Here is a 26,807-nt window from a genome sequence, read left to right as displayed (position 1 = left end):
AGCTCCACAGCCTGTCCACGGGTGAGACCGGCATCGTGCATCATCACCACAGCAGAACCGATTCGACGAGGTGGACATGGCAGGCGACAGTGGCAAGCGGCTCCCGGTCGGGCCGGTCCTCGCCTGGGCGGCCACCCGGGTCGTGCTGCTGCTCTACGTCTTCAAGGTGCTCACCCTGTCCCCGCTGGACGTGACCACCGACGTCTCGGTGATCTACCACGGCTGGTACGAGGTCCTGCGGACCGGCACCTTCCCCCACCACGACGTCACCTGGCAGTACCCGCCCGCCGCCGCGCTCGCGGTGCTCGCTCCCGCGATGCTGCCGTTCCTCGACTACGCGACCGCGTTCTTCTGGCTCGCCTGCGCCGCCGACCTCGTCGCCTTCGCGCTGCTGCTGCGCGGTTCGCGCGGCGAGGGACGGCGGGTGGCCGGCGCCTACGTGTGGGTGCTGGGCGTGCCGCTGCTGGGGCCGACCGCGTACGCGCGCTACGACGTGATGGTCACCGCCGTCGCCATGGCCGCGCTGCTGGCCACGGTGCGCCGCCCCAGGGTCGCGGGGGCGCTGATCGCGTTCGGCGCGATGCTCAAGGTCTGGCCGGTGCTGCTGCTCACCGGGGTCCGCGACCGCCGGATCTGGACGGCGGCCGTGGCCGGGGCGGGCGTCCTCGCCCTGGGCTTCTGGCTGTGGATGCCGGGGGCCTTCGCCTTCCTGCGCTTCCAGGGCGAGCGGGGCACCGAGGTGGAGTCCCTGGGCTCCCTGGTCTTCCACATCGCCCGGCACCACGGCTGGCAGGGTCAGGTCCTGCTCAACTACGGCTCGGTGGAGTTCCTCGGGCCCTACGTGGGCCTGGTCAGCGACCTCGCCCTCGGGCTGACCGCGGTGGCCTTCGCCTGGCTGCTGCTGTGGCGGCTGCGGACCCGGACGTACGGCCCGAGCACGCCCTTCGACGCCGCGTTCACCGCGGTGCTGCTGTTCACCACGACCAGCCGGGTGATCAGCCCGCAGTACATGATCTGGCTGATCGGCCTGGCGGCCGTCTGCCTCACGCTGCGGGCCAGCGTGATGGCACTGCCCGCGGTGCTGGTGCTGGCGGCGACGGTGCTCACCCTGTACGAGTTCCCGGTGCGCTTCGCCGACGTCGTCGGCAGCACCGACCTCGGCATCGCCCTGCTGCTGCTCCGCAACGGCCTGCTGGTGGCCGCCTCCGTCATCGCCTGCCGCCGGCTGTGGGTGGCTTCGACGGGCCTGCCGGAGAGGGCGCGCAGGGCTCCGGCCACACCTGTGCCCGAGCACGGCCAGGACGCCGAGAAGCTGCTGACCTGGTGAAGGCCGCCGTCACGGCCAGGCACTGCAACCCCGCCGCGACGGCCAGCGCCACGCCGACGCCCACGAGCCCCAGCCCGGCGGGGCCCGCCAGCGCGTAGGCCAGCGGCAGCTGCACCGCCGTGCCCACCAGGGTCACCCGGACCAGCAAGGTGGCCCCGCCGCCGCCCTGGAAGACGCCGCCCAGCGCGATGAAGCACCCCAGCAACACCAGGTACGGGCCCAGCGTGCGCAGGAAGACCGTCCCGGCCGCCGCCACGCCGGGCTCCGCGCCGAAGGCGGCCATGATCCACGGCGCGGCGGGCAGCAGGACGACCGCCGCGAGGAGTCCCAGCCCGCCGCCGAGCAGCAGGGCCCGGCGGCCTATCGCGTGCCGCTCGTCGCGGCCGGCGCCCAGGTGGTACGCGGTGTGGATCGAGGCCGCCTGGCGCACGGCGTAGAAGCCCATCGTCGCCACGTACATCGCCTTGGTCGCGATCCCGTACGCCGCGACCTGGGCGACGCCCAGCCGGGCCACGATCACCACCAGGGTCAGCGTGCCGGCCATCCGGACCAGGAAGTCCGCCGCCATCGGCGCCCCGGTCACGGCGGTACGGCGCAGCGCGGCCGCCACCGGTTCGGCGGGCGGCACCTGCGCGGCCTGCCGCACCAGGGGGTTCCGGCGCAGCAGCGCCAGCCCCGCGGCGAGGGCCACGGCCCGGCCCGCGACGGTGGCCACGGCGGCGCCCCGCACCCCGAGGGCGTGGATCAGGAACGGGTCGAGGAGCAGGATCAGCCCGCCCGCCAGCAGCGCGAGCCGCATCGGGGTGCGGGTGTCGCCGGCGCCCTTGAAGACCCCGTCCAGGGTGTTCTGGGCGTAGAACACCGCGGTGCCGGGGAGCGAGACCGCGAAGTACCCGGCCGCGAGGCGGACCGCCGCCGGGTCGCCGTGGGCACCGAGCAGCAGCGCCGCGAGCGGCTCCCGGCACAGGAGACCGCCGACGGCCACGGCCGGGGTCAGCAGCGCGCACAGCGCCCAGCCGCCGCGGACCGCCGCCCTGACCGCCGCCGGGTCCCGCGCTCCGGCGGCCCGCGAGACCAGCACCGTCGTCCCCTGCGCGGCCATCAGCACGACCCCGAGCAGCACGTTCTCGGTGTTCGTGGCCACCGCCACGGCCGCGACGGCCGCTCCCCCGCCGCCGAGCCGCGCCACCCACAGCACGTCGATGATCCCGGCGACGACGCCCGCGAGCAGTTCCAGGTAGACCGGGCCGGCCAGTGCGACCAGCCGGGCGCGGTGCGTCATGGGTTCCCCTCCCTCTGGTACCTCGATTCGAGATACCACGTTTAGAGGTATCATCATGGCACCACACGGGCAAGTGCGAACGCATGATCGAGAAAGGTGGCGAACGGTGCTGGAGCTGACGATCCTGGGCTTCCTGTTCAAGGAATCCCTGCACGGCTACGAGCTCAAGGAGCGCATCGCCGCACTCAACGGCCACGTCCGCCCGGTCAGCGACGGCGCGCTCTACCCGGCCATCAACCGCCTCACCTCCGCCGGACTGGTCAGCGAGCACACCGAGCCGGGTGTCGGCGCCGCACCGCGCCGCGTGCTGTCGCTCACCGACACCGGGCGCGCGCGGCTGCTCGCCCGGCTCCGCGACCCCAAGCCGATCGAGATCACCGACTCCACCCGCTTCTTCGCCGTGCTGGCCTTCCTGAGGCACCTGCCCGACGCGACGGCCCAGGCGGCGGTGCTGCGGCGCCGGCTGGAGTTCCTGGAGACCCCCTCCAGCTTCTTCTACGACCGCGGCAGGCCGGTGCGCGCCGAGGAGGCGGACGACCCCTTCCGCCAGGGCATGCTCCGCGTCGCCCGCGCCACGGGCCACGCGGAGCGCGAATGGCTCACGGAGGCCCTCGCGGACCTCACCGCCTGAGCCGTACGCCGTCCGGACGCACGGTATGCCCGCCGGACGGGCACGGGACGGGGTACGCCCGGCTGCCGCCCGGCGGAGCCAGGCGCGTGGCCGGCGACGCCCCGTGCTCCCGGTGAGTCCAGCCGGCATCTTCCGGGGCGGGGTGGCGGGAAGGGTGCGTCGGGCCCTCCGACCGCCCCGGGGCTGCGGCCGGAGGCGTGCGGAAGGCCTCGCCCATGTGCGCTCCGGCCGAACGGGCGGGCCCGGGACGGCGCGGGCCGTACGGGACGTGCTATCGCGCGCAGCCTGGGTGCGGTCCCTGCCCGGGAACCGCCCCGCGGGCCAGGCAACAACGCCGTCTCCGCCCGGCAGGCCGGTGCCGCCCGCCGCGAACGCCACGCACGGAAGCCCCACGTGGGCGACGGCGGCCACCCCGGGACGGCGTCGCCCCGCGACGCGCCGTGCCGGGCGCTACCCCGTGGCGGAGGCGAACGCGCGGGCGGCGGCGATGCGCTGGACGGGGGTGGGGTGCGTGCCGAAGAGGACGTGCAGCAGGCGCGGGGGGTCGGGGTCGGAGACGTTGGTGACGGTGAGGCGACGCTGCATGGCGATGAACCGCTCGGCGTCTCTGGTGAGTTCCAGCGCGTGCACGTCCGCCCGCCGTTCGATCCGCCGGCTCAGGGCGCAGCCGAACGGCCCGGCGCACGCCGACAGCACCGCGGCCACCGCGGCCAGCAGGAACAGCCCGCGGGGGTCACCGGTGCCGTAGGAGGATGCGGTCATGACCGCGGAGAGCACGCAGACGCCCGCCCCCGCGCCGACGGCGCCGAGCAGCGTGCCGCGCGGCACGTCGCGGTGCTTGACGTGGCCCAGTTCGTGGGCGACGACGAGTTCGACCTCCTCCGCAGGGGCCGTGCCGAGCAGCGTGTCGTAGGCGACGATCCGCCGGGTGCGGCCGAAGCCGGAGACGTACGCGTTGAGCGCGGTCGTCCGCCGGGACGCGTCGGCGACGAGCACCGCCCGCACGGGGATCCCGTCGCGCTCGGCCAGGGCCAGCAGCGCGTCGCGCAGGGGCCCGCCCTCCATCGGCCGGAAGCGGTTGAAGAGCGGTTCCAGCACGACCGGGGCGAGCCAGGACAGCACCACGGCCGCGCAGACGGCGCCCAGGGCGGCCCAGGCCCAGCCGAGGCCGTAGTAGCCGTACAGCGCGGCCAGCACGAGCGGTACGGAGACGAGCAGCCCGCGCAGGACGTCGACGGCCCAGCCGCCCCAGCCCTGGGTGACGAGCCCGTAGCGGCGCCGGACGACGCGGACCCGGGCGGAGAACGGCAGGGTGACCGCCTGCTGGAGCAGCACCAGCAGCAGGCCGCCGGCTGCCACGCGCAGGGCCCAGGCGTCGCCGAACAGCCCGGTGAGGGCGGCGCCCGCGGGGGTCAGCCCCAGCACGAGCAGCAGCGCGAGCCCGGCGAGGCGGCCGCCGAGCAGGAAGGGCAGTTGCGCGCGGCGCAGCGCCCTGCCGCGGGCGGTCTCCTCCGGCGTGAAGTCCCCGTCCGTGGCGCTCATCCCAACTCCCCCTTGACGTAGGCCCGCCAGCGCTCGGTGAGGGCGTCCTCGTCGATGCCGAGCGTGCCGCGCAGATCCGCATGGGAACGGTACAGCGCGACCAGCCGATCGGCGCCCCAGGTGTCGGCGATGAACCGGCAGGCCAGCCAGGCGCCCTCGTACGCCTGGGCCTGCGCGGGCGCGCCGGGCGCGAAGTCGGCGTCCGCGGGGAGGTGTCCGGGCGGCCCCGAGGCCGTGACGTCCCGGCGCAGCTCGGGTGCCAGGCTCGCCGCCGTACGGCCGGAGTCCCGGTAGGCGACCCAGTCGGCGAAGCCCTCGGAGAGCCACAGCGGGGTGCGGGAGGTCGTCACGGCGCGCGTGGCGACGTGGGTGGTCTCGTGGGTGAGCACGACCTGACGGCCGAAGGCCGACAGCCCGGCGAAGGCCTCGGGGTTGACGATGACGCGTCCGGCGGGCGCGGTGCCGCTGCCGCCGACCTCCCCGGTGGTGACGGCCGCGACGCCCGCGTACGTCTCCGCCGGGGCGTCCAGGAGCTGTCCCATCCGCCGCAGCGAGGACGGCACTTCCAGCACCACCCGCCCGGTCCAGCCCTGCCCGCCCCAGGCCCGCCGCACCTGCGGGACGGCCCGGTCCGCGTCGGCGGCGTACCCGGCCAGTTCCGCCCGGTCGCCGGTGCCGAGGACGAGGCTGTGGCTGCCGCGGACGACGCGCAGCGGGCCCTGTTCCCACAGCAGGCCGCCGGGGTCGCCGTCGCCGGCCACCCGCCAACGTCCGGCGCCGTCCGCGCGCAGCAGCAGGGACTCGTCGGTGGTGACCGGGGTGCTGTCGTAGCCCCCCAGGCGGTAGCGCAGCTGGACGCGGGCGGTCACCGGGTCCGCGCCCTCGGTGGAGACCAGCCGGTACGACCAGGAGGCGAGCGGGAGCTCCTCCAGGTTGCGGAAGACCTGGCGCTCGGCGGCGTGCCGGGCGGGCGTCACATCGGCCAGGTACGCCTTCTCGTCGTGCCCCAGGACCGCGTCGGCCCGCCGCTCCAGCAGCTGCCGGACGACCGGGTCCCCGGGCCCCCCGTGCTCCGCCGCCCCGTCGCCCGCGGGTCCGCAGCCCGCGAGCAGCACCGCCGCGCAGCACAGCGCGGCGGCCACGGCGCGGGTCGGCGAGCGGAAGAGGGCCACGCCGCCGATCGTACGGTCCCGGCGGGGGCGGTCACGCGGGCCGGGTCACCGCCGAGATCGGCAGCATGGCGACGGGGTCGTAGCGGACCCGGGCGCCGGGGTAGGGGGCGTGGATGACCTGGCCGTCGCCGACGTACATGGCGACGTGACTGGCGTCGCCGCGGTAGATGACCAGGTCGCCGGGGCGGGCCTGGCCGAGCGGCACGTGCCGCCCGGCGTGCAGCTGGGCCTGGGAGGTACGGGGCAGGCCCACGCCGGCCTGGCGGTACGCCCAGACCATCAGGCCGGAGCAGTCGAAGGAGCCGGGGCCGGTGGCACCCCACACGTAGGGGGCGCCGACGGCGGAGCGCGCGGCGGCGACGGCCGTCGCGGCGCGTACGGACAGGGGGCCGAGGTCGGGGATGTCGACCGTGCGACCGGAACGGGAGGCACGGGCCTCCAGGCGGCGGGCGAGCCGGGCCCGATCCTCCGGGGAGAGGGAGTTGACCAGGCGGGCGGCCGCCATCAGCTTGCGCTGCACGGCCTTCTTGCGGGCCGTGAGGCTGGTGCGGGCCCGCTCGAGCTCGTCGAGCCGTTCGGTGGCCCGGGAGCGTTCCTGGTCCAGGAACCGCTGGGCGGACCGGAGTTCGCCCAGCCGCGCGTCGCCACGGCTGCTGATCCGGTCGAGGGTGGCGGCCCGGTCGAGGTAGGTCGCGGGGTCGGGAGAGAGCAGCAGGGCGAGGGTGGGGTCCACTCCCCCGCCGCGGTACTGGGCCCCGGCGAACGTGCCGAGGTCGTCGCGGAGCCGGTTGACCCGCTCCTGGCCGCGCGCGGCCCGGTCCTGGAGCACCTCCACCTCGCGCCGGAGCCGCTGGGTGTTCTCACGGGCGGCGTTGAACTGCTCGGTGGCCCGTTCGGCCTGGGTGTAGAGGTGGTCGATGCGGGCCGCGACATCGACGGAGGTGTCCGCCGGGTCGGCGGCGGCCGTCTGCGCGGTGCCGGCCGCGCCCGCCATCGCGGCGGCGGCCGTGGCCGCCGCCGTCAGGACCGTGGCCCTGGAGGTACGCGGGGCCCGGCCGGGCTGCGGGATGCGTCGATGAGATGGCACGTCGGCTGACAGTAGTCAGCCGGACACGGGGAGTTCAAAGACCGGGTACCGCCGGGCGGCCGGGCGGGACTCCGCTTGCGCAGGTCACCGCCGGACCGTCACCGTACGAGATCACCCGATAGGTTCAACGGGCGTCGGCGCTGCCGGTCAGATCCGGACGCCGAACTGGAACGGCATGTTGTTGATGGACTCGTAGCGCACGACCGTGCCGGTGCGCGGCGCGTGCAGGACCATGCCGTTGCCCGCGTACAGGGCCACGTGGTGCTGGTCGCCGTAGAAGATGACGAGGTCGCCGGGCGCGAGCTGGCTCATCGACAGCCGCGTGCCCGCGTTGGCCTGGGACTGGGAGGTGCGCGGTATCGAGGCGCCGGCCTGGGCGTAGGCCCAGGAGGTGAGGCCGGAGCAGTCGAAGGAGCTCGGGCCGGTGGCGCCGTAGACGTACGGCGAACCGATCTTGCTCTGGGCGGCCGAGAGGGCGGCGGCGGCGAGCGAGGAGGCCGGCGCGACGTTGCCCAGGTCGACGCGCTCGTTGGAGCGGTTGGCGCGGGCGTCGGCGGCGGCGAGGGAAGCGCGCTGGGAGGCGGTCAGCGAGTTGAGGAGCTTCTGCGCCTCGGCGAGCTTCGCCTGGACTTCCTTCTTCTTCTTGCCCAGCTCGGTGCGGGTCTCGTCGAGCTCGTTGAGCTTGCTCGCGGCCTCCGCCTTCTGCTGGTTGAGGGTGCGCTTCTTCTCCGCGATCTGCTGGAGCGCCTCGGCCTGCTTGGTGCTCAGCTGGTCGAGGGTGGACGCCTTGTCGAGGTAGGTGTCCGGGTCGGCGGAGAGGAAGAGCTGGAGCGTCGGGTCGATGCCGCCGCTGCGGTACTGGGCGCTGGCCAGGGTGCCGAGGTCGTCCTGGAGGTCGTTGAGCTCCGACTGCTCGCGGGCCACCTCGTCCTGCAGGTCCTCGACCTGCTTCTGCAGCTTCTGCTGCTTCTCCTTGGCGCCGTTGAACTTCTCGGTCGCCTGCTCGGCCTGCTCGTAGAGACCGTCGACCTTGGCCTTGACGCTCTTGACGGACGGCTTGGCCGGCGCGGCCTGGGCGGCCTGCGCGGACAGGGCGACGGCTGCGGCGGCGGTCGCGGTGAGCACGGTGACACGTGTGCGACTGGCCTGCTTGGGACGACGGTGGGACGCCACTCGGGCGAGCTCCTTCTTCCTCCAGCCGCCTGCCGCATGCATCGGGAACCACGTTCCCCGGCTCCAAGCGTCGGCGTCCCCCGTCGTACGCACGGCACTTCAGATCGGCGGGACCTCCGCCGCCATCCGGACTGGATGATCGACTGGGCAGAGGTTCGAGGCACGACCCTAGTGACCATCTTGTGATCGGATCAAATCCCTGAAGAAAAAAAGTCGCTCGGCAGCGTTTTCTTTACATACATCGCACGTGCAGTGATGACGAGTTGACGCTGCGTCCCCGAAAAGCGCCCCACACGCCCCACGGTGTGCTCCAGGTCACACCCGGGCAAGTCGCTTCAGCAGCAAGGTGGATGCGACCGGGCGGGCGCCGACACGGGCCACACCGTCAGCAACTTCGCGATCGGAAGAAACCACCACAATCGGACGACCGGGAGGTTCCGCCCGAACCAGACGCCGGATCAACTCGTCCGCCGTCTCACCGGCCTTGCTGAACAGCACCCGGACCCCGCGCGGCGGTGCCAGCAGCACCGGGGCGTCCAGATCGGCACCGTCGAAGACGCAGGTGACCTCGGAACCGCTCTGCGCCGCCAGCACGGCCAGGCCGCCCAGCAGCCGCAGCCGCTGCTTCTCCAACGGCAGCGCCGGATAGCCGGTCTTGGTCACGTTGTAGCCGTCGACCACCAGATGGGACTGGGGCAGCGCCAGCAGCTGGTCCAGCAGCGCCGGGTCGTCCTCGGACAGGGCGCGCCGCGCGATGTCCTTGGGGCTGATCGCCCCCGGCGTGACCGCGTCGACGGTGTCCGCGGGCCGGGCGCCCAGGGTGTCGCGCGGCGGCAGCGCGAGCTCCCGGCGCAGTCCCGAGGCGGCGTCGAGCACGGTGTCCAGCAGCAGGCGCAGCCGCATGTCCTCGGTGCTGCGGCCCTCCCGGGCCGCCCGGCGGGACGCCTCCACGGCCTGCTCGGCCTCCGCGAGCCGGGCCCGCAGCCGGCGGGCCTCGCCGTCGGCCGACGTCTTCTCCGCGGCCGCGGCCGCGCGGGTCTCGTCCAGTTCGGCCTCGACCTTGCGCAGCGCCGCCTCGGCCCGCTTCACGTCGCTCGCCGCGCTGCGCAGCTTGCGCTGCAGCGACTCGGCCTCCTTGCGGGCCGCCTCCAGCTCGGTGCGGACCCGCATGCCCTCGGTACGCGCCTGCGCGCGGGCCTCGTCCAGTTCCACCTTCAGCTGCCGCAGCTCGCGCTGCGTTTCCTCGCCCGCCCGTTCGGCGCTGACCCGCTGCGCCTCCTCGCCCGCGGCGGCCACCAGCTTGGCCCAGCCCGCGGGACGCAGCAGGTACGCGGCGGCCGCCACGTCCAGCGGGTCGACCGCGGGGGGCGGGGTGCCGGCGTCCAGCGCATCGCACAGGTCGGGCTCGGACTCGCGCAGCCGTGCGCCCACCCGCTGCCGGAAGGACGGGTCGCCCTCCAGGGCCGTGGCGAGCGCGGTGGCGGCGAACTTGGCGCGACGGCTCGGGGTGAACCGGGCGTACGGGCGCAGCACCGCGGGAAGCTCGCCCGGGGTCAGCCCGCCGAACGCCTCCGCCGCCAGGGCGACCACGCGGTGCCGTACGCCCTCGGGCAGCGGTCGGTCCAGCGCCTCGCCGTGGACGGACTCCTCCGGCGCAGCCGTAGCCTCGGGCGCGGCCGCTTCGTCGCCGCGGCCCGGGTTACCGCCGGTCCCGTCCACCCGTCACTCCCGTCCAGTCCGTGGGCGCCTCCCCGGCCTCCTTCAACCTCTCTGGCCGCGCCGCATTCTTCTATTGTCCCCGGCGGCGCTCAGGCCTGCGTCGCCGCCGCCGCACCGGGGCGGTCGACCAGCTCGACCTGGTCCACGGCGTTGCACCAGCGGCAGCGCACCGACTCCACGGACTCGCTGAGCACCTCGCGCTCCTCGACCGTGGGCTCGCCCGCCAGGTCCAGGTGGACGTACTCGACGACCTTGCTGGAGCGGGTGACGTCGAACCGGGTCAGATTGCCGCACAGGGAGCAACGCCAGCGGGTCGTGGCGGTCGGCAGGGGCACCGGCATCGGTCGTCTCCTCGGTCGCGCGGATGCGTTCCGGTCACCCTACGGCCTCGGTGGTCCCCCGCGCTGCGGCGAGGCACCCCACGACCGTTACGCCCGTTCCGTCATGATCGGTCCATGGTCATCCCGGTGTACGACAAGAACCCCGTCCACCGCACACCCGTGGTCACGTACGCCCTGATCGGGCTGTGCGCGTTGCTCTTCCTCATCAGCCCGTCCTCCGGGCTCAACTACATGTACGGCATGGGCCACGATCAGGTGTGCGCCCAGGCGACGTACTTCGCCCGCTGGGGTGTCATCCCCGCCGAGCTCTGGCACGGCCGGATCCCCCTGGCGCAGGTGCCGATGCCGGCGGACTGCCCGCCGCTGGGGTCCTTCGCCACCTCGCCGTTCGTGTCGGTGCTCACCGCACTGTTCGTCCACGGCAGTTGGGTCCACCTGCTCGGCAACATGCTGTTCCTCTGGGTCTTCGGCGACAACGTCGAGAACCGCATGGGCCGCTTCCGGTTCCTGCTCTTCTACGTCGTCTCGGGCTACCTGGCGACGTACGGCTACGCGCTGGGACACGCCTCCTCCACCCAGACCCTGGTCGGCGCGTCCGGCGCGATCTCCGGGGTGCTCGGCGCGTACCTCTACCTCTACCCCAAGGCCCGGGTCACCAGTGTCTTCCCCTTCCTCTTCTTCCTGCCGCTGCGCTTCCCGGCCTGGATGGTGCTGATCTTCTGGTTCGTCCTCCAGTGGCTCGCCGGCGAGATCCAGCAGACCGGTCCCGGGGTGGCCTACCTCGCCCACATCACGGGCTTCGTCTTCGGCTTCCTGTGCGCGTGGGTGTGCTATCGCGCAACGCCTAAGCTTGAGCCCGCAGCCAGGGCGACCCAAGGAGACCTACAGCCGTGATCACCGCGATCGTGCTCATCAAGACCAGCGTCGACCGTATCCCCGAGATCGCGGAGTCCATCGCCGCGCTCGACAGCGTCAGCGAGGTCTACTCCGTCACGGGGACGTACGACCTGGTCGCCATGGTGCGGGTGGCCCGGCACGACGAGCTCGCGGACGTCATCCCCGGCCGGATCAGCAAGATCCCCGGTGTCGAGGCCACGGACACGCACGTGGCCTTCCGCACCTACTCCCAGCACGACCTGGAGACGGCCTTCGCCATCGGCCTGGACGCGTAGCCCGTCCGCCCGGCGCGGCGCTGCGGGGCCAGGCCGGGCCGGGCCGCTCAGGCCTGGTCCCGGTCCGGGACGCAGCGGCCGTCCTCGGTGCGGTAGCGCCACTTGGCACCGTCCGCCACGAGCTCCCGCACCGCGGCGACGAAGCGCTCCACGTGCTCGTCCGGGGTGCCCGCGCCGAACGAGACGCGGATGGCGTTGAGCGTGGGGGCACCCCCGGCCGAAGGCCCGGCGAGCTCGCCGGGGGCGGCGTCGGGGGCACCGCACTCACCCGGCTCCTGGTCGGCGCCGCCGAGCAGGGTGCGCACCAGGGGGTGCGCGCAGAAGAGGCCGTCGCGGACGCCGATCCCGTACTCGGCGGAGAGCGCCGCCGCGAAGTGGGAGCTGTTCCAGCCCTCGACGACGAAGGAGATGACGCCGACCCGGGGGGCGTCGTCGCCGAACAGCGACAGCACCTTCACCTCGGGCACCTCGGTCAGTCCGGCCCGCACCCGTGCCACCAGCGCCTGCTCGCGCTCGACCAGCCGGTCGAACCCGGCCTCTGTCAGCACGCGGCAGGCCGAGGCGATCGCGTAGGCGCCGATGACGTTGGGCGAGCCGGCCTCGTGCCGGGCGGCCGTGGTGTGCCAGTCGACGTCCACGCCGCCGTCCGCGCGCCGGGCCACCCGCCGCGAGGCGCCGCCCCCGGCCAGGTAGGGCTCGGCCGCACACAGCCAGTCGGCGCGGCCGGCGAGCACACCGGAGCCGAACGGCGCGTACAGCTTGTGCCCGGAGAAGGCCACCCAGTCCACGTCGAGTTCGGCGATGTCCACCGGGTGGTGCGGGGCCAGCTGCGCCGCGTCCAGCACGATCCGGGCACCGTGCGCGTGGGCCGCCGCGGCCAGCTCCCGCACCGGCCACAGCTCGCCGGTCACGTTGGACGCCCCGGTCACGCAGACCAGCGCCGGTCCGTACGGCTCCCGGGCGGCCAGTGCCCGCTCCAGCGTCGCCACGGCCTCCCCCGGGGTGCGGGGGGCGCCCAGGTAGGTCACGTCGGCGTTCCGCCACGGAAGCAGGGACGCGTGGTGCTCGGTCTCGAAGACGAAGACGCTCGTTCCGGCCGGTACGGCGGCGGCCAGCAGGTTCAGCGAGTCGGTGGTCGAACGGGTGAAGACCACCTGGTCGTCGGGGCGGCAGCCGAGGAACTCCGCGACCGTGGCCCGGCTCTGCTCGAACAGGTCCGTCGACAGCTGCGAGAGGTAGCCGGCCCCCCGGTGGACGCTGCCGTAGTACGGCGCGTAGGCCGCCACGTCGTCCCAGACCCGCTGCAGGGCGGGCGCGCTGGCCGCGTAGTCGAGGGCGGCGTAGCCGACCTCGCCCCCGGTCACGAGCGGCACGAGGACGTCGCGCCCGAGCACGGGCAGCGCGGTGTGGACGGACGAGGGCAGGGCAGGGCGCAGCGACATGGCGAACTCTCCTGGGAGCATGCGGGAGTGACGGGACGTCAGTGATGACGGAACAGCCCTCGGCACGACGGGCGAAGGCCCGGGGAGGGGTAGGACGGCTGGGGGCCCGAAAGGCCCTAGCGCATTCGCTTGCTCATGGAGGAACTCCTCTGACCGCGCTTGCCGCAGACCTCGCTGCCTGCGGCCTGGTCATCACCCGGGGCACCCCGCCACGGAAGGAGGGTTGCCGGACAGCGGGCCGGGGCCGTGTCGCTGTCACTCGTGACCTGCGCAGCATCATGCCACACGGGCGGGGCGCCGCAAGCCGCGGTCCGCATCCCGGACGGTCCGCCCGCGGGCGGACAGCACGGAGGGCCGGGGCAACGGCCCCGGCCCTCCACGGTCGTTCCCGCGACTACGCCTGCGTGGCCGCGGCCCACCGCTCCAGCGTCCGCGCGGCCGCACCCGAGTCGACCGACTCGGCCGCCCGGGCGATCCCGGCCGCGATCCGGTCGGTCAGCGAGCCGCCCGCACCCTCCAGCGCCACCAGCGCGGCCGCCGAGTTGAGCAGCACCGCGTCGCGGACCGGGCCCGTCTCTCCGGCCAGCAGCCGCCGGGCGACGTCGGCGTTGTACGCCGCGTCCGCGCCCCGCAGCGCCTCGATCGGCACCAGTTCGATGCCGACGTCGCGCGGGTCGAAGGACTCCTGCTCGACCTTCCCGTCCCGCACCACCCACACCTGGGAGGTGGACGTGACGGTGAGCTCGTCCAGCCCGTCGTCGCCCCGGAACACCAGCGCGGAGGAGCCGCGGCGGGCCAGCACGCCGGCGATCAGCCCGGCCATCCGGGTGTCGAAGCACCCCACGGCGGAGGCGCCCACGCGTGCCGGGTTGGTCAGCGGGCCGAGGATGTTGAACGAGGTGGGGATGCCCAGGTCGCGGCGGGCCGGGGCGGCGAACCGCATCGCGGGGTGGAACTTCGCCGCGAAGCAGAAGGTGATCCCGGTGTCCTCGGCGACCTTCGCCACCCGGTCGGCGGGCAGGTCGAGGTTGATGCCGAGCTTCTCCAGGACGTCGGAGGCGCCGCTGGCGCTGCTGGCGGCGCGGTTGCCGTGCTTGACGACCTTGGCCCCCGTGCCGGCGATGACGATGGCGGACATCGTCGAGATGTTCACCGTCTTGGCCCGGTCGCCGCCGGTGCCGACGATGTCCACGGCGGGGCCGGGGATGTGCAGCGGCTCCGCGTGCGCGTACATCGACTCGACGAGGCCGGTGACCTCCTCGACAGTCTCCCCCTTGGCCCGCAGCGCCACCATGAAGCCGGCGACCTGGGCGTCCGAGGCCTCACCGCTCATGATCCGGTCCATCGCCCACGCCGCCTCCGCGGCGGTCAGGTCCTTGCCGTTCAGCAGCGCACCCAGGACGTCGGGCCAGGAGCCGCCCGCCATTGATGCGCCTCCGGCGGGGTTCACAACGCTCATGGTCCACACTCCATGGGGTCTGACGTGCGACGGGAATCCTTCGGCTCCAGCCTATCGGCGCCGGGGAACGGGAAAGGGCCCCGTCCATCGGATGGACGGGACCCTGCCCGGTGGCACAGCTTCAGTGATCAGTGGTGACCGTGGCCGCTCGTGATCTCCTCGTACTCCTCGACCGTGGGCTTGTCGATCTGCGTCCCCTCGCCGTAGTAGCCGCGGGACAGCTTCGCGCGCAGCTTCGCCGTGGGGCCGACCTTCTTCTCCACGCCGTTCTCGTCGACCTCGGGGCCGACCTCGAGCGGCTTGGGCTGCTCGTGCTGGGTGAGCTTGAACAGCGAGCCCTGCTCCAGCGGCTCGTGGATCTCGATGAACTCACCGTGCGGGAGCCGCTTGATGATGCCGGTCTCGCGACCGTGCAGCACCTTGTCGCGGTCGCGTCGCTGCAGACCCAGGCAGATCCGCTTGGTGACGACGAAGACCAGCACCGGCAGCACGAAGAACGAGATCCGGACCACCCAGGTGATCGCGTTGATCGACAGATGGAAGCGGGTGGCGAAGAGGTCGTTGCCACCGCCGACGAGCAGGATCAGGTAGAGGCTGATCCAGGCGGCGCCGATGCCCGTGCGGACGGGCCGGTTGCGCGGCCGGTCGAGCAGGTGGTGCTCGCGCTTGTCACCGGTGACCCAGGATTCCAGGAACGGGTAGACGCCCATGAAGCCCAGGACCAGCGGGAAGATCACCAGCGGGATGAACACGCCCAGGACGAGCGTGTGGCCCGCGAAGTTGATCTCCCAGCCCGGCATGATGCGGATCAGGCCCTCGGAGAAGCCCATGTACCAGTCGGGCTGGGCGTCGGTCGACACCTGGTCCGGACGGTAGGGGCCGTACGCCCACACCGGGTTCACGGAGACCAGCGCGGACATGGCCGCGATGACACCGAAGACGATGAAGAAGAAGCCGCCCGCCTTGGCCGTGTAGACCGGGAAGAACGGCATGCCCACGACGTTCTTCTCCGACTTGCCGGGGCCGGGGAACTGCGTGTGCTTGTGGTAGACGATCAGGATCAGGTGGGCCACCAGCAGGCCCGCCATGATGCCGGGGATCAGCAGCACGTGGATCGTGTAGAACCGCGGCACGATGTCGGTGCCGGGGAACTCGCCGCCGAAGAGGAAGAACGAGAGGTACGTGCCGACGATCGGCACGGACAGCACGGCGCCTTCCATGAAGCGGATACCGGTGCCCGACAGCAGGTCGTCCGGCAGCGAGTAGCCCATGAAGCCGTCGAACATGCCGAGGAACAGCAGCAGGAAGCCGAAGACCCAGTTGACCTCGCGCGGCTTGCGGAACGCACCGGTGAAGAAGATGCGCATCATGTGCACGAGCATCGCGGCCACGAAGACGATGGCCGCCCAGTGGTGGATCTGGCGGACGAGCAGACCGCCGCGCACGTCGAAGCTGATGTGCAGGGTCGACGCGTACGCATCGGACATCGTGATGCCCTGCAGCGGCGCGTAGGAGCCGTCGTAGACGACCTCGTTCATCGCCGGGTGGAAGAACAGCGTCAGGTAGACACCGGTCAGGATGATGATGATGAAGCTGTAGAGGGCGATCTCGCCCAGCATGAAGGACCAGTGGTCCGGGAAGATCTTCCGCAGGTTGGCCTTGCCCAGGCTGTAGATGCCCAGCCGGCCGTCGGCCCAGTCGGCGACACGTTCGCCGGCGGGCGCCTTTCCGCGCTGCTTCGCGCTCGCGCTCGTGTTGGTGCTCATCCACGCTCCCAAAACGCAGGGCCCACGGGCTCTTCGAAGTCGCCCAGTGCCTCGAGGTAACCCTCACCGTTCACGCTGATGTGCAGCTGCGGCAGGGCGTGACCGGCGGGACCGAAGATCACCCGGGCACCGTCGGAAAGGTCGAACGTCGACTGGTGGCACGGGCAGAGCACGTGGTGCGTCTGCTGCTCGTAGAGGCTGATCGGGCAGCCGACGTGGGTGCAGATCTTGGAGAACGCCAGGATGCCCTGGTGCGCCCACTCGCGGGACTTCTTGTCCTTGATGTCGTCCGGCTGGATGCGGACGATCATCAGGGCCGCCTTGGCGAGCTGCGCCTGGTAGTCGTGCTGCTCCTCCTCCAGGCCCTCGGGCACGGCGAAGGTGAGCGAGCCGACGGCGACGTCCTCGGGACGCAGCGGCTTGTTGGTGTTCTGGTTGATCAGCAGCCTGCCCTTGGACCACAGCGTGTGGCGGAGCTTGTCCTCCGGCAGCGGGCCGAGGTCGCGCAGCAGGAACACACCGGAGAGCGGCACCAGGGTCAGCGCGCCGAGCATGGTGTTGCGGATCAGCTTGCGGCGGCCGATCTGGCTCTCCCCGGCCCCGGTGGCGAAGTCGGCCTTGACCTTGGCGCTGACCTCGGGGCTCGCCTCGATCGGGTGGCGGTCGTCGGCGACCTCGACGTCCGACATCAGCGTGCGGGCCCAGTGGACCGCGCCGGCGCCGATAGCGAAGAGCGAGACGCCGAGGGTCATGCCCAGCGCGAAGTTCAGCGCGCTGATGTGACCCAGCGGCCAGATGTAGACGATCTTGTCGATCGGGATGACCACGAAGCTGGCGATGAAGGCCAGTGTGGCGAGCATCGACACGGTGAACAGGAAGGCCACCGTGCGCTCGGAGGACCTCGCGGCCTTCTCGTCGATGTCCTGGCGGCGCGGCAGGTGAGCCGGGAAGCCCGGGTCCGCGAACGGGTTCTCCGCGGTCGCGAGCTGGCCGCCGCCCTGGTGTGCCGGCCTGTCCGGCAGGTTCTCTTGTGACATGTCCTGACTCATGACTTCTTCGCCTTGGTGGTGTGGGCCGCGAGCCAAATGGCGCAGGCGATCAGGGCCCCGAGGCCGAAGATCCAGCCGAAGAGACCCTCGGTGACCGGGCCGAGGCTGCCCAGCGACATGCCGCCGGGGCTCGGCGCGCCCTCGCCGTTGACGGCGTCGAGGTAAGCGATGATCTCCCGCTTGTTCTCCTCCGGCATCGTCGTGTCGGGGAAGGACGGCATGTTCTGCGGGCCGGTCAGCATGGCCTCGTACAGGTGCTTGTCGCTCACGCCTTCCAGCGTGGGCGCGTACTTGCCGTGCGTCAGCGCTCCGCCCTTGCCCTGGTAGTTGTGGCACTGGGCGCAGTTGGTGCGGAAGAGCTCCCCGCCGCGCGCGGCGTCGGCGCCGGCCGGGTCGTACTGCTCCTCGGTGGGCGTGACCGGACCGGGGCCCAGCGAGGCGATGTACGCCGCGAGCTGGTCGATCTGCTTCTGGTCGTAGATGACCTTCTTGCGCGGCACCTGGGCGCCGGGCTGCTGGGCCGGCATGCGACCGGTGCCGACCTGGAAGTCCACGGCCGCGGAGCCGACGCCGACGAGGCTGGGGCCGTCACTGCCGCCCTGCCCCGACGTACCGTGGCAGCTGGAGCAGCCGACGGCGAACAGCTTCTTGCCCTCTTCGATGGCGAGGGACTGAGAGCTGTCGTCGGCCTGCGCCTTGGGCGCCGGCGCGAGCGCGGCGTACAGCCCCCCGATGGCCGTGAGCGCGACAAGTAGGACGACGAGCGCCGCCAGCGGGTGGCGCCGTCGTGCGGAGAGCTTTTTCACGGATTACCCCGGTGTCAGGATCTCTTGCGTCGATGGTTCTGGATGTCGTTGACCGTGTGCGCAACTCGCGCGGGGCCCCGACTACTTGATCAGGTAGATCGTGGCGAAGAGGCCGATCCAGACGACATCGACGAAGTGCCAGTAGTAGGACACGACGATGGCCGCGGTGGCCTGCTCGTGGGTGAACCGCCGTGCCGCGTAGGTCCGTCCGAGGACCAGCAGGAAGGCGATGAGACCACCCGTCACGTGCAGACCGTGGAATCCGGTGGTCAGGTAGAACACCGAACCGTACGGGTCGGAGGAGAGCGAGAGGCCGTCCTCCTTGACCAGGTTGGTGTACTCGAAGATCTGACCGCCGACGAAGATCGCGCCCATGATGAACGTCACGATGAACCACGCGCGCAGCTTCTTCACGTCGCCGCGCTCGGCGGCGAAGACACCCATCTGGCAGGTGAAGGAGGAGAGCACGAGGATCGTGGTGTTCGTCGCCGAGAACGGGATGTCCAGGACGTCGGCGTGCGCCTTCCAGTACTCGGCACCCGTCACCGAGCGAAGGGTGAAGTACATCGCGAAGAGGGCCGCGAAGAACATCAGCTCGGAACTCAGCCAGATGATGGTTCCGACGCTGGTGAGGTTCGGCCGGTTGACCGACGGGTGCGCGTGCCCGGTTTCTACTGCTGTTGCTGTCGCCACGACCGACATTATGTCGGTCGCTTATCTCGCGCTCACTCCGGGGGGTGCCATTCGGTGTGTCAAGGCCCTTGAGGTAGGGAAAGGCGTCGCCCGAAGGAGCTAACCCTCCTCGAAGCACCCTGCCCGGGAGTAAGGTTCGGCCACAGGCAGGCGACTCCACGAGGGCGAGGAGGCACGGATGCAGACGACCGCGACGGTGCTGGTCTACAGCGACAACAGGAACACCCGGGAACAGGTCCGTCTGGCCGTCGGCCGCCGCCCTGCGAGCGACCTGCCGCCGGTGGAGTACATGGAGTGCGCGACCCTCCCGGCGGTCCTCAGCGCGCTGGAGAACGGCGGCATCGACGCGTGCGTGTTCGACGGCGAGGCCGTCCCGGCCGGCGGCATGGGAGTGTGCCGCCAGGTGAAGGACGAGATCTTCCGCTGCCCGCCGGTGCTGGTGCTCATCGGGCGCCCCCAGGACGCCTGGCTGGCCAGCTGGAGCCGGGCCGACGCGGCGGTGAGCCACCCGGTCGACCCGGTCGCGCTGAACGAGGCCCTGGCGGGGCTGCTGAGGCAGCGGCTGGCCGTCGACGCGTAGCGTCACATCTCGGGCTGAAGACGGGCCTCAGGGGCGTCGGTACGGTCGGCGACGGCCGGGTCGGCGCCCTTGCGCGTTCCCGTCGCACTGCCCTTGCGCCACTCGCTCCAGGACAGGTTCCAGTCGCCGAAGCCGTTGCTGAAGGCGGGCATGTCCTCACCCAGGCTGTGGACGACCGAGACGAGGTCGCCGCGCCGCACGTTGTCGAAGAACCAGTGGGCGTTCTCGGTGCTCATGCCGACGCAGCCGTGGCTGACGTTGGCGATCCCCTGCGAGCCCACCGACCAGGGCGCCGCGTGCACGTACTCACCGCTCCAGGTCACTCGGGTGGCCCACTGGACGGGCAGGTCGTAGGAGTCGGAACTGCCCGAGGCGATCCCCACGGTCTCGCTGCGCATCCGTACGTTGGCCTCCTGACCCAGCACCACCTTGATGCCGTTGCGGGTGGAGAACCCCGGCTTGCCGGTGGTCACCGGGATGGTGCGGACGAGCTTGCCGTTGCGCTTGAAGGTCATGGAGTGCGTCGCGGCGTCGGTGACGGCCTCGATGCGGTCGCCGGTGCGCAGCGTCAGCGGCTTGACGTCACCCCCGTAGAGCGAGCCCTTGATGTGCACGTTGTCCAGGGTGCTGCGCACGTCGATGCGGGCGTGCGCGGGCCAGTAGGTACGGGGGCGGTAGTGCAGGGTCTTGTCGTCGACCCAGTACCAGGCGCCCTCGTCGGCCGCCGGGGAGGCGTTGACGTGCAGGTTGCGCTCGACGACGCTCCGGCCGAGGGCGTCCTTCACGGGGGAGCTGAGCTCGGCGGTGATGGGCTGCCCGACGCCGTAGGTGCCGCTCTCCGGGCCGAAGGTGACCTTCAGATGGCGCTTGGTGCCCGTGGTGTCCACGGCGAGCGTCTTGCGTCCCTGGTGGCCCTTCGCGTCCTCGGTGGTCACCTGGACGACGTAGTGCGCCGCGGAGGAGAGCTTCGAGGTGCTGCGCCAGCGCTTGCCGTCCGCGGACAGGCGGCCGCTCACGTAGCGTCCCGAACCGTCGGTGGCCGTCACGTCGGTGATGCGGTTGCCTTCACCCTTGACGGTGATTTCCAGCGGCTTCTTGGGGTCGGCCTTCTTCGACCCGGTGATTCCCCCGGTCCACACGACCTGGCCGGCGGCGTCGTAGGGGGCGGTGGCGAGGGGATCGCCGCCGCCCGAACAGGAGGCCAGCGGCGCGGAGAGTGTCACTGCAGCGATCGCGGTCGCCATGCGGCGCGGAGAAAAGTGACCCATGGTCACCACGCTAAGCAGAGATGATCTCCGGCGCTCGCCGAGCGCGTACGAACGGGCGATGGCCCGGACCCCCCCATCGGGGTCCGGGCCATCGCCGTGCGGTGCGTGGGCGCCGGGCGCTCACTGGGTGCGGTTCTCACCCCGGTAGTACTCGAAGACCCAGCCCCACAGGCCGACGAGGATGAAGGGCGCGCCGAAGTAGATCAGCCACCAGCCGAAGATGATGCCCAGGAAGGCGGTGGCTCCACCGAAGGCCAGCAGCAGCGGCTGCCAGCTGTGCGGGCTGAAGAAGCCCAGTTCGCCGGAGTCGTCCGCGACGTCCGCATCCTCACGGTCCTGGGCGCCGGTGTCGGCGCGCCGGGCGGTGAAGGCCAGGTAGAAACCGACCATCACGGCGAGGCCGAAGGAGAGGAAGAGCGCCGTGGTGCCGACCGGCTCCTTGGACCACAGGCCGTAGACGACGGCCATGCCCAGGAAGAAGACGGACAGCCACAGGAACAGCTTGCCCTGGAACTTCACTTGCCGCTCTCCTTCTCATCGCCGCCGGAGACGGCCGGAGCCGCGCCGACGTTCTCCAGCTGGTCCAGAGCGGCCATCTCCGGGTGGTGGAGGTCGAAGGCCGGGGATTCGGACCGGATGCGGGGCAGCGTGAGGAAGTTGTGCCGCGGCGGCGGGCAGGAGGTCGCCCACTCCAGCGAGCGGCCGTAGCCCCACGGGTCGTCCACCTCGACCGGCTTGCCGTACTTCGCCGTCTTCCACACGTTGTAGACGAACGGCAGGACCGACAGGCCCAGCAGGAAGGAGCTGATCGTCGAGATGGTGTTCAGCGTGGTGAAGCCGTCGGCGGCCAGGTAGTCCGCGTAGCGGCGGGGCATGCCCTCGGCACCCAGCCAGTGCTGGACGAGGAAGGTGCCGTGGAAGCCGATGAACAGCGTCCAGAAGGTGATCTTGCCCAGGCGCTCGTCGAGCATCTTGCCGGTGAACTTCGGCCACCAGAAGTGGAAGCCGGAGAACATCGCGAAGACGACCGTGCCGAAGACGACGTAGTGGAAGTGCGCCACCACGAAGTACGAGTCGGAGACGTGGAAGTCCAGTGGCGGCGAGGCCAGGATGACACCGGTCAGACCACCGAAGGTGAAGGTGATCAGGAAGCCGATGGCCCAGAGCATGGGTGTCTCGAAGCTCAGTGAGCCCTTCCACATGGTGCCGATCCAGTTGAAGAACTTCACACCGGTCGGTACCGCGATCAGGAAGGTCATGAAGGAGAAGAACGGCAGCAGCACTCCACCGGTGACGTACATGTGGTGGGCCCACACCGTCGCCGAGAGGCCGGCGATCGAGATCGTCGCCGCGATGAGGCTGACGTAGCCGAACATCGGCTTCCGGGAGAAGACCGGGATGACCTCACTGATGATGCCGAAGAACGGCAGCGCGATGATGTACACCTCTGGGTGCCCGAAGAACCAGAAGAGGTGTTGCCACAGCAAGGCGCCGCCGTTGGCGGCGTCGAACACGTGCGCACCGAACTTCCGGTCGGCCTCCAGGGCCAGCAGCGCGGCGGCCAGCACCGGGAAAGCGAAGAGCACCAGCACACCGGTGAGCAGCACGTTCCAGACGAAGATCGGCATCCGGAACATCGTCATGCCGGGGGCGCGCATGCAGATGATCGTGGTGATGAAGTTGACCGAGCCGAGGATCGTGCCGAAGCCGGAGAACGCCAGACCCATGATCCACAGGTCGCTGCCGATGCCCGGCGAGCGGACCGCGTCGGTCAGCGGGGAGTAGGCGAACCAGCCGAAGTCGGCGGCGCCGTTCGGGGTGAGGAAGCCGGCGACCGCGATCAGCGAGCCGAACAGGTAGAGCCAGTAGGCGAACATGTTCAGCCGCGGGAACGCGACGTCGGGGGCGCCGATCTGCAGCGGCATGATCCAGTTCGCGAAGCCGGCGAAGAGCGGGGTCGCGAACATCAGCAGCATCACGGTGCCGTGCATCGTGAAGAGCTGGTTGAACTGCTCGTTGGACACCACCTGGGTGCCCGGGCGGGCGAGTTCGGCGCGCATGACGAGCGCCATCACGCCACCGATGAGGAAGAAGAAGAACGACGTCGCCAGGTAGAGCGTGCCGATCGTCTTGTGGTCGGTGGTGGTCAGCCACTTGACGATGACGTTGCCCGGCTGCTTCGTACGGACCGGCATCTCGTCCGCGTACGCGTCGTCGTGCGCGGCGGCCGCACCGTGGGGTTCGTTGAGAATGCTCACTGGGTCTTGGTCTCCGCGTTCTTGGCGTTGCCGGTGGTGGCAATGCCTGCCGGGACGTAACCGGTCTGGCCCTTCTTCGCCAGGTCCTGGAGGTGCTGCTTGTAAGCCTCCGGGGAGACGACCTTGACGTTGAAGAGCATCCGGGAGTGGTCCACACCGCACAGCTCGGCGCACTTGCCCACGAAGGTGCCCTCCTTGTTGGGGGTCACCTGGAAGACGTTGGTGTGTCCGGGGATGACGTCCATCTTCATCAGGAAGGGAACCACCCAGAAGGAGTGGATGACGTCACGCGAGGTGAGGACGAACCGGACCGACTCGCCCTTGGGGAGCCACAGGGTCGGGCCCGGGTTACCGGTGTCCTGGTCCTTGGAGGCGGGCGTGCCGAAGTCGTAGACGCCGTCGGCACCCGCCGGCGCGTCGAGCTTCTTCGCCGAGATCGTGGAGAGCTCCGCGGGCACCGTGCCGGCCGCCGGGGTCGACGGGTTGCCGTCCACGTCCTCGACGTAGTTGAAGGCCCAGCTCCACTGGAAACCGACCACGTTGACGACGTGGTCGGGCCGCGCGGAGGTCTCCAGGAGCTTGGACTCGTCCCGGGCGGTGAAGTAGAAGAGCACCGAGATGATGACCAGCGGGACGGTGGTGAAGAGCGCCTCGATCGGCATGTTGTAGCGGATCTGGGGCGGGATCTCCACCTTGGTGCGGCTGCGCCGGTGGAAGATGATGCTCCAGAGGATCAAGCCCCATACGAGCACGCCGACCGCCAGCGCGGCGGCCCAGGAACCCTGCCAGAGCGACAGGATCCGCGGTGCCTGCTCCGTGACGGGGCTGGGCATGCCGAGGCGGGGGAAGTCCTCGTATGTGCAACCGGTGGCGGTCGCAAGGACCAGGCCCGCGGCCAGCGCCTGCGGCAGAATCCGCCGCATCGGGCGCCGCGACGAGCGGTCGGAGCCGTAGGGACTCACGTAGCGCCTTCCCGAGAGTCTCGCCCACGCGTCCGGATGCCCGGCCTGTGCTGGTCGGTCGCCCTGGCGCGGGCAGTGGTGTGGATGTTTATGCGGACCAAACCCTACTGGACTCGATTTTGGGGCGCGCGGGGAGGGGTGCCAACGCGCCGGGGCTGCCCCCGAAGGGGTGTCGGGCACCGCCGCGCACCTGCGGAGGGCCCCGTTTCGGGGGCTTTTGACTGGTCCCCAGACGCCGCGTGGGACACCGGGGCGTAGCGTGCAGGACGTGCCCTACTTCGACGCCGCGTCCGCCGCACCACTGCATCCCGTCGCCCGGCAGGCACTCCTCGCCGCGCTCGACGAGGGGTGGGCCGATCCCTCCCGGCTCTACCGCGAGGGGCGCCGCGCGCGGCTGCTCCTCGACGCCGCCCGGGAGGCCGCCGCCGACGCCGTCGGGTGCCGTCCGGACGAACTCGTTTTCACTCCTTCGGGTACTCGTGCGGTGCACGCGGGGGTGGCCGGGGCGCTCGCCGGCCGACGCCGGGTCGGCCGGCACGTCGTCGTCTCGGCCGTCGAGCACTCCTCCGTGCTGCACGCGGTGGAGGACGCCGACGTCACGGAGGTGGGTACGGACCGCACGGGTCTGGTCGACGCCGGCGCCTTCGGCGCCGCGCTGCGCGAGGACACCGCGCTGGCCTGCCTGCAGTCCGCCAACCACGAGGTCGGCACGGTGCAGCCGGTCGACCGGGTCGCCGAGCTGTGCCGGGCGGCGGGGGTGCCGCTGCTCGTGGACGCCGCCCAGTCACTGGGCTGGGGCGCGGTGGCGGGTGGCTGGTCGCTGCTGACCGCGAGCGCCCACAAGTGGGGCGGACCGTCCGGCGTCGGCCTGCTGGCGGTCCGCAAGGGCACCCGCTTCGCCGCCCAGCACCCCGCGGACGAACGGGAGTCGGGGCGCGCGCCCGGCTTCGAGAACCTCCCCGCGATCGTCGCCGCGGCGGCCTCCCTGCGGGCGGTGCGCGCCGCGGCGGACGCGGAGGCGGCACGGCTGTCCGCCCTGGTCGACCGCATCCGCACCGCGGTGCCCGAACTCCTCCCGGACGTCGAGGTGGTGGGCCACCCCGAGGTGCGGCTGCCGAACGTGGTGACCTTCTCCTGCCTCTACGTGGACGGCGAGGCGCTGCTGCACGAACTGGACCGGGAGGGCTTCTCGGTCTCCTCCGGGTCGTCGTGCACCTCCAGCACGCTGACGCCCAGCCACGTGCTGGAGGCGATGGGCGTGCTGTCCGAGGGGAACGTCCGGGTCTCGCTGCCGGCGGGTACGGAGGCGGGCGACGTGGACCGCTTCCTCGAGGTGCTGCCGGGCGTGGTGCGGACGGTGCGGGAGCGGCTCGGCGCGCCGGCGCCGGCGTCCGGGCCCGCGGCGCGGGCGGTGCGGACGGCGGGGGGAGCGGGGGCGGCGGAGGAGGGCGAGCCCGACCTCGTCGTGGACTCCCTCGGCAAGCGGTGCCCGATCCCGGTCATCGAACTGGCGAAGGTCATCGGGGACGTGCCGGTGGGCGGCGTCGTGTCGGTGCTCTCCGACGACGAGGCCGCCCGGCTCGACATCCCCGCGTGGTGCGACATGCGCGAGCAGGAGTACCTCGGCGCGCACGCCGCGCCCCGCGGCGTCGCGTACTGGGTGCGTCGCGTCTCCTGAGGGGCCCGGGGGTTGCGGGCGACTGCCCGCAACCCCGCGGTGGGCCTCAGCGCAGGTGGGCGCGGACCTCTTCGGCGGCCTCGTCGCCGTAGGCCTTGGTGAAGCGGTCCATGAAGTGGGCCCGCCGCAGCTGGTACTCCTGCGTGCCGAGGGTCTCGATCACCAGCGTCGCCAGCATGCAGCCCACCTGCGCCGCCCGCTCCGCCTCGACGCCCCAGGCGAGGCCGGAGAGGAAGCCGGCGCGGAAGGCGTCGCCGACGCCGGTGGGGTCGACCTTGGCGTCCTCCTCCGGGCAGCCCACGACGATCGGCTCCTCGCCGGCCCGCTCGATGCGGACGCCGCGCGAGCCCAGCGTGGTGACGCGGGTGCCGACCCGGCCGAGGATCTCCTCGTCCGTCCAGCCGGTCTTGGACTCGATGAGGCCCTTCTCGTACTCGTTGGAGAAGAGGTAGGCCGCGCCGTCCAGCAGTATCCGGATCTCGTCGCCGTTCATGCGGGCGATCTGCTGCGAGAAGTCCGCCGCCCACGGGATGTCGCGGGAGCGGCACTCCTCGGTGTGGCGGAGCATCGCCTCGGGGTCGTCGGCGCCGATGAGCACCAGGTCGAGGCCACCGACGCGGGCGGCGACCGCGTGCAGCTCGATGAGGCGGGCCTCGCTCATGGCGCCGGTGTAGAAGGAGCCGATCTGGTTGTGGTCGGCGTCGGTGGTGCAGACGAAGCGCGCCGTGTGCAGCACCTCGGAGATGCGGACGGAGGCGGTGTCGACGCCGTGCCGGTCGAGCCAGGCGCGGTACTCGTCGAAGTCGGAGCCGGCGGCGCCGACGAGGACGGGCCGGACACCCAGCTGGCCCATGCCGAAGCAGATGTTCGCACCGACGCCACCGCGGCGTACGTCGAGCGTGTCGACCAGGAACGAGAGGGAGACCGTGTGCAGCTGGTCGGCGACGAGCTGGTCGGCGAATCGGCCGGGGAAGGTCATCAGGTGGTCGGTGGCGATGGAGCCGGTGACTGCGATACGCACGGCTGGAACGCTCCTGCGGAGGCGGGCGGCGGACGGGACCTGTCCACGCTACCGGCTGGGCCGGTGGACGCCGACATGGTGAAACTACCCGATAGTAGGGCTTTCTCCCGTGACGCCACGTGCCTAGGGTCGTATGCATGACCACTCCTCTTCCCCCCGCGCCCCTCGGCGACCCCGAGTCGCTCGCCGAGCTGATCGGCGACTGCCGCAAGATGGCCGCGCACTGGGAGGTCCCCGCGGAGGACGAGTCCGCGCGGGTCAGCCCGGCGAGTCTGCACGGGATCACGGTGCCGGCCGCGTCGTCGCACGTCGTCGAGGGCATGGCCGAGTACGCCGACTGATCGGAACCGCGAGGCGCTCCGGCCCGTCCAAGTGGCGT

General features: G+C 71.7%; 25 protein-coding genes and 1 riboswitch. Of the genes, 7 read left to right on the top strand and 18 right to left on the bottom strand.

Annotated elements, in window-relative coordinates; genetic code table 11:
- Positions 1 to 76 precede the first annotated feature (76 nt).
- Positions 77 to 1,327 carry a DUF2029 domain-containing protein gene (locus OG937_30955; protein WUD75798.1) on the top strand — a complete coding sequence of 417 codons (1,251 nt, stop codon included), beginning with the start codon at positions 77 to 79 and terminating at the stop codon, positions 1,325 to 1,327.
- On the opposite strand, the gene OG937_30950 is transcribed toward OG937_30955, so the two are convergent.
- Positions 1,209 to 2,609, bottom strand: coding sequence for an MATE family efflux transporter (locus OG937_30950; GenBank protein WUD75797.1), 1,401 nt, complete (start codon positions 2,607 to 2,609; stop codon positions 1,209 to 1,211). The two genes, OG937_30955 and OG937_30950, sit on opposite strands and share 119 nt — an antisense overlap.
- A 106-nt stretch (positions 2,610 to 2,715) precedes the next feature.
- Here OG937_30950 and OG937_30945 point away from each other — a divergent pair, with 106 nt between their 5' ends.
- On the top strand, positions 2,716 to 3,240 hold the full coding sequence (locus OG937_30945) for a PadR family transcriptional regulator (protein WUD75796.1): 525 nt from the start codon (positions 2,716 to 2,718) through the stop codon (positions 3,238 to 3,240).
- 450 nt (positions 3,241 to 3,690) lie between these two features.
- Here OG937_30945 and OG937_30940 read toward each other — a convergent pair whose 3' ends face one another.
- From OG937_30940 to OG937_30915, 6 genes are all read right to left on the bottom strand, one after another.
- Positions 3,691 to 4,782, bottom strand: a complete 1,092-nt coding sequence (locus OG937_30940; protein ID WUD75795.1) for a M48 family metallopeptidase — start codon at positions 4,780 to 4,782, stop codon at positions 3,691 to 3,693.
- Entirely contained in the window at positions 4,779 to 5,954 is a 1,176-nt protein-coding gene (locus OG937_30935) for a hypothetical protein (GenBank protein WUD75794.1), read from the bottom strand. Before OG937_30935 ends, OG937_30940 begins: the two co-directional genes overlap by 4 nt.
- A gap of 31 nt (positions 5,955 to 5,985) precedes the next feature.
- Positions 5,986 to 7,041, bottom strand: coding sequence for an NlpC/P60 family protein (locus OG937_30930; protein WUD75793.1), 1,056 nt, complete (start codon positions 7,039 to 7,041; stop codon positions 5,986 to 5,988).
- 147 nt (positions 7,042 to 7,188) lie between these two features.
- The gene (locus OG937_30925) at positions 7,189 to 8,214 is read right to left on the bottom strand and encodes an NlpC/P60 family protein (protein WUD75792.1); all 1,026 of its coding nucleotides are present in this window, start codon (positions 8,212 to 8,214) and stop codon (positions 7,189 to 7,191) included.
- 315 nt (positions 8,215 to 8,529) lie between these two features.
- Complete coding sequence (locus OG937_30920) at positions 8,530 to 9,840, bottom strand: NYN domain-containing protein (protein ID WUD78941.1); 1,311 nt, start codon at positions 9,838 to 9,840, stop codon at positions 8,530 to 8,532.
- A gap of 182 nt (positions 9,841 to 10,022) precedes the next feature.
- A complete protein-coding gene (locus OG937_30915) occupies positions 10,023 to 10,274 on the bottom strand; it encodes a hypothetical protein (GenBank protein ID WUD75791.1) in 252 nt (83 codons plus the stop codon).
- A gap of 114 nt (positions 10,275 to 10,388) precedes the next feature.
- Here OG937_30915 and OG937_30910 point away from each other — a divergent pair, with 114 nt between their 5' ends.
- Both OG937_30910 and OG937_30905 read left to right on the top strand, forming a co-directional pair.
- Positions 10,389 to 11,168 (top strand): rhomboid family intramembrane serine protease, encoded by a 780-nt coding sequence (locus tag OG937_30910; GenBank protein ID WUD75790.1) that lies wholly within the window; start codon positions 10,389 to 10,391, stop codon positions 11,166 to 11,168.
- The gene (locus OG937_30905) at positions 11,165 to 11,446 is read left to right on the top strand and encodes an Lrp/AsnC ligand binding domain-containing protein (protein WUD75789.1); all 282 of its coding nucleotides are present in this window, start codon (positions 11,165 to 11,167) and stop codon (positions 11,444 to 11,446) included. Before OG937_30910 ends, OG937_30905 begins: the two co-directional genes overlap by 4 nt.
- A gap of 47 nt (positions 11,447 to 11,493) precedes the next feature.
- Here OG937_30905 and OG937_30900 read toward each other — a convergent pair whose 3' ends face one another.
- The 6 genes from OG937_30900 to OG937_30875 form a co-directional block, all read right to left on the bottom strand.
- A complete protein-coding gene (locus OG937_30900; GenBank protein WUD75788.1) occupies positions 11,494 to 12,888 on the bottom strand; it encodes an aminotransferase class V-fold PLP-dependent enzyme in 1,395 nt (464 codons plus the stop codon).
- 150 nt (positions 12,889 to 13,038) lie between these two features.
- Positions 13,039 to 13,155: riboswitch (SAM riboswitch) on the bottom strand.
- Positions 13,156 to 13,282: 127 nt separating this feature from the next.
- Complete coding sequence (trpD, locus tag OG937_30895) at positions 13,283 to 14,347, bottom strand: anthranilate phosphoribosyltransferase (GenBank protein WUD75787.1); 1,065 nt, start codon at positions 14,345 to 14,347, stop codon at positions 13,283 to 13,285.
- A 128-nt stretch (positions 14,348 to 14,475) separates the two neighbouring features.
- Positions 14,476 to 16,113 (bottom strand): cytochrome bc complex cytochrome b subunit, encoded by a 1,638-nt coding sequence (locus OG937_30890; protein ID WUD75786.1) that lies wholly within the window; start codon positions 16,111 to 16,113, stop codon positions 14,476 to 14,478.
- A complete protein-coding gene (locus tag OG937_30885; GenBank protein ID WUD75785.1) occupies positions 16,110 to 17,150 on the bottom strand; it encodes a Rieske (2Fe-2S) protein in 1,041 nt (346 codons plus the stop codon). Before OG937_30885 ends, OG937_30890 begins: the two co-directional genes overlap by 4 nt.
- A gap of 8 nt (positions 17,151 to 17,158) precedes the next feature.
- Complete coding sequence (locus OG937_30880; protein WUD75784.1) at positions 17,159 to 17,968, bottom strand: c-type cytochrome; 810 nt, start codon at positions 17,966 to 17,968, stop codon at positions 17,159 to 17,161.
- 81 nt (positions 17,969 to 18,049) lie between these two features.
- Entirely contained in the window at positions 18,050 to 18,670 is a 621-nt protein-coding gene (locus tag OG937_30875) for a heme-copper oxidase subunit III (protein WUD75783.1), read from the bottom strand.
- Between the two features lie 169 nt (positions 18,671 to 18,839).
- Here OG937_30875 and OG937_30870 point away from each other — a divergent pair, with 169 nt between their 5' ends.
- On the top strand, positions 18,840 to 19,241 hold the full coding sequence (locus OG937_30870; protein WUD75782.1) for a hypothetical protein: 402 nt from the start codon (positions 18,840 to 18,842) through the stop codon (positions 19,239 to 19,241).
- A 2-nt stretch (positions 19,242 to 19,243) separates the two neighbouring features.
- On the opposite strand, the gene OG937_30865 is transcribed toward OG937_30870, so the two are convergent.
- The 4 genes from OG937_30865 to coxB all read right to left on the bottom strand — a co-directional run bounded on the left by OG937_30865 (position 19,244) and on the right by coxB (position 23,729).
- Positions 19,244 to 20,509 carry an Ig-like domain-containing protein gene (locus OG937_30865; GenBank protein ID WUD75781.1) on the bottom strand — a complete coding sequence of 422 codons (1,266 nt, stop codon included), beginning with the start codon at positions 20,507 to 20,509 and terminating at the stop codon, positions 19,244 to 19,246.
- A gap of 120 nt (positions 20,510 to 20,629) precedes the next feature.
- Positions 20,630 to 21,028: a cytochrome c oxidase subunit 4 gene (locus tag OG937_30860; GenBank protein ID WUD75780.1), complete on the bottom strand. Its 399-nt coding sequence runs from the start codon at positions 21,026 to 21,028 to the stop codon at positions 20,630 to 20,632.
- Positions 21,025 to 22,767, bottom strand: a complete 1,743-nt coding sequence (gene ctaD, locus OG937_30855; protein WUD75779.1) for a cytochrome c oxidase subunit I — start codon at positions 22,765 to 22,767, stop codon at positions 21,025 to 21,027. Before ctaD ends, OG937_30860 begins: the two co-directional genes overlap by 4 nt.
- Positions 22,764 to 23,729, bottom strand: coding sequence for a cytochrome c oxidase subunit II (gene coxB / locus OG937_30850; GenBank protein ID WUD75778.1), 966 nt, complete (start codon positions 23,727 to 23,729; stop codon positions 22,764 to 22,766). Before coxB ends, ctaD begins: the two co-directional genes overlap by 4 nt.
- A 268-nt stretch (positions 23,730 to 23,997) precedes the next feature.
- Between coxB and OG937_30845 the strand changes: the two genes are divergently transcribed.
- Positions 23,998 to 25,407 carry a cysteine desulfurase/sulfurtransferase TusA family protein gene (locus OG937_30845; GenBank protein ID WUD75777.1) on the top strand — a complete coding sequence of 470 codons (1,410 nt, stop codon included), beginning with the start codon at positions 23,998 to 24,000 and terminating at the stop codon, positions 25,405 to 25,407.
- Between the two features lie 46 nt (positions 25,408 to 25,453).
- Here the strand turns inward: OG937_30845 and OG937_30840 are convergent, their stop codons facing one another.
- Positions 25,454 to 26,428: a carbohydrate kinase family protein gene (locus OG937_30840; protein WUD75776.1), complete on the bottom strand. Its 975-nt coding sequence runs from the start codon at positions 26,426 to 26,428 to the stop codon at positions 25,454 to 25,456.
- A gap of 137 nt (positions 26,429 to 26,565) precedes the next feature.
- Between OG937_30840 and OG937_30835 the strand changes: the two genes are divergently transcribed.
- On the top strand, positions 26,566 to 26,769 hold the full coding sequence (locus OG937_30835; GenBank protein WUD75775.1) for a hypothetical protein: 204 nt from the start codon (positions 26,566 to 26,568) through the stop codon (positions 26,767 to 26,769).
- The last annotated feature ends 38 nt before the right edge of the window (positions 26,770 to 26,807 follow it).

The sequence above is a fragment of the Streptomyces sp. NBC_00510 genome (assembly GCA_036013505.1).
Lineage (GTDB): Bacteria > Actinomycetota > Actinomycetes > Streptomycetales > Streptomycetaceae > Actinacidiphila.
This window is presented reverse-complemented; position numbering and strand designations above follow the sequence as displayed.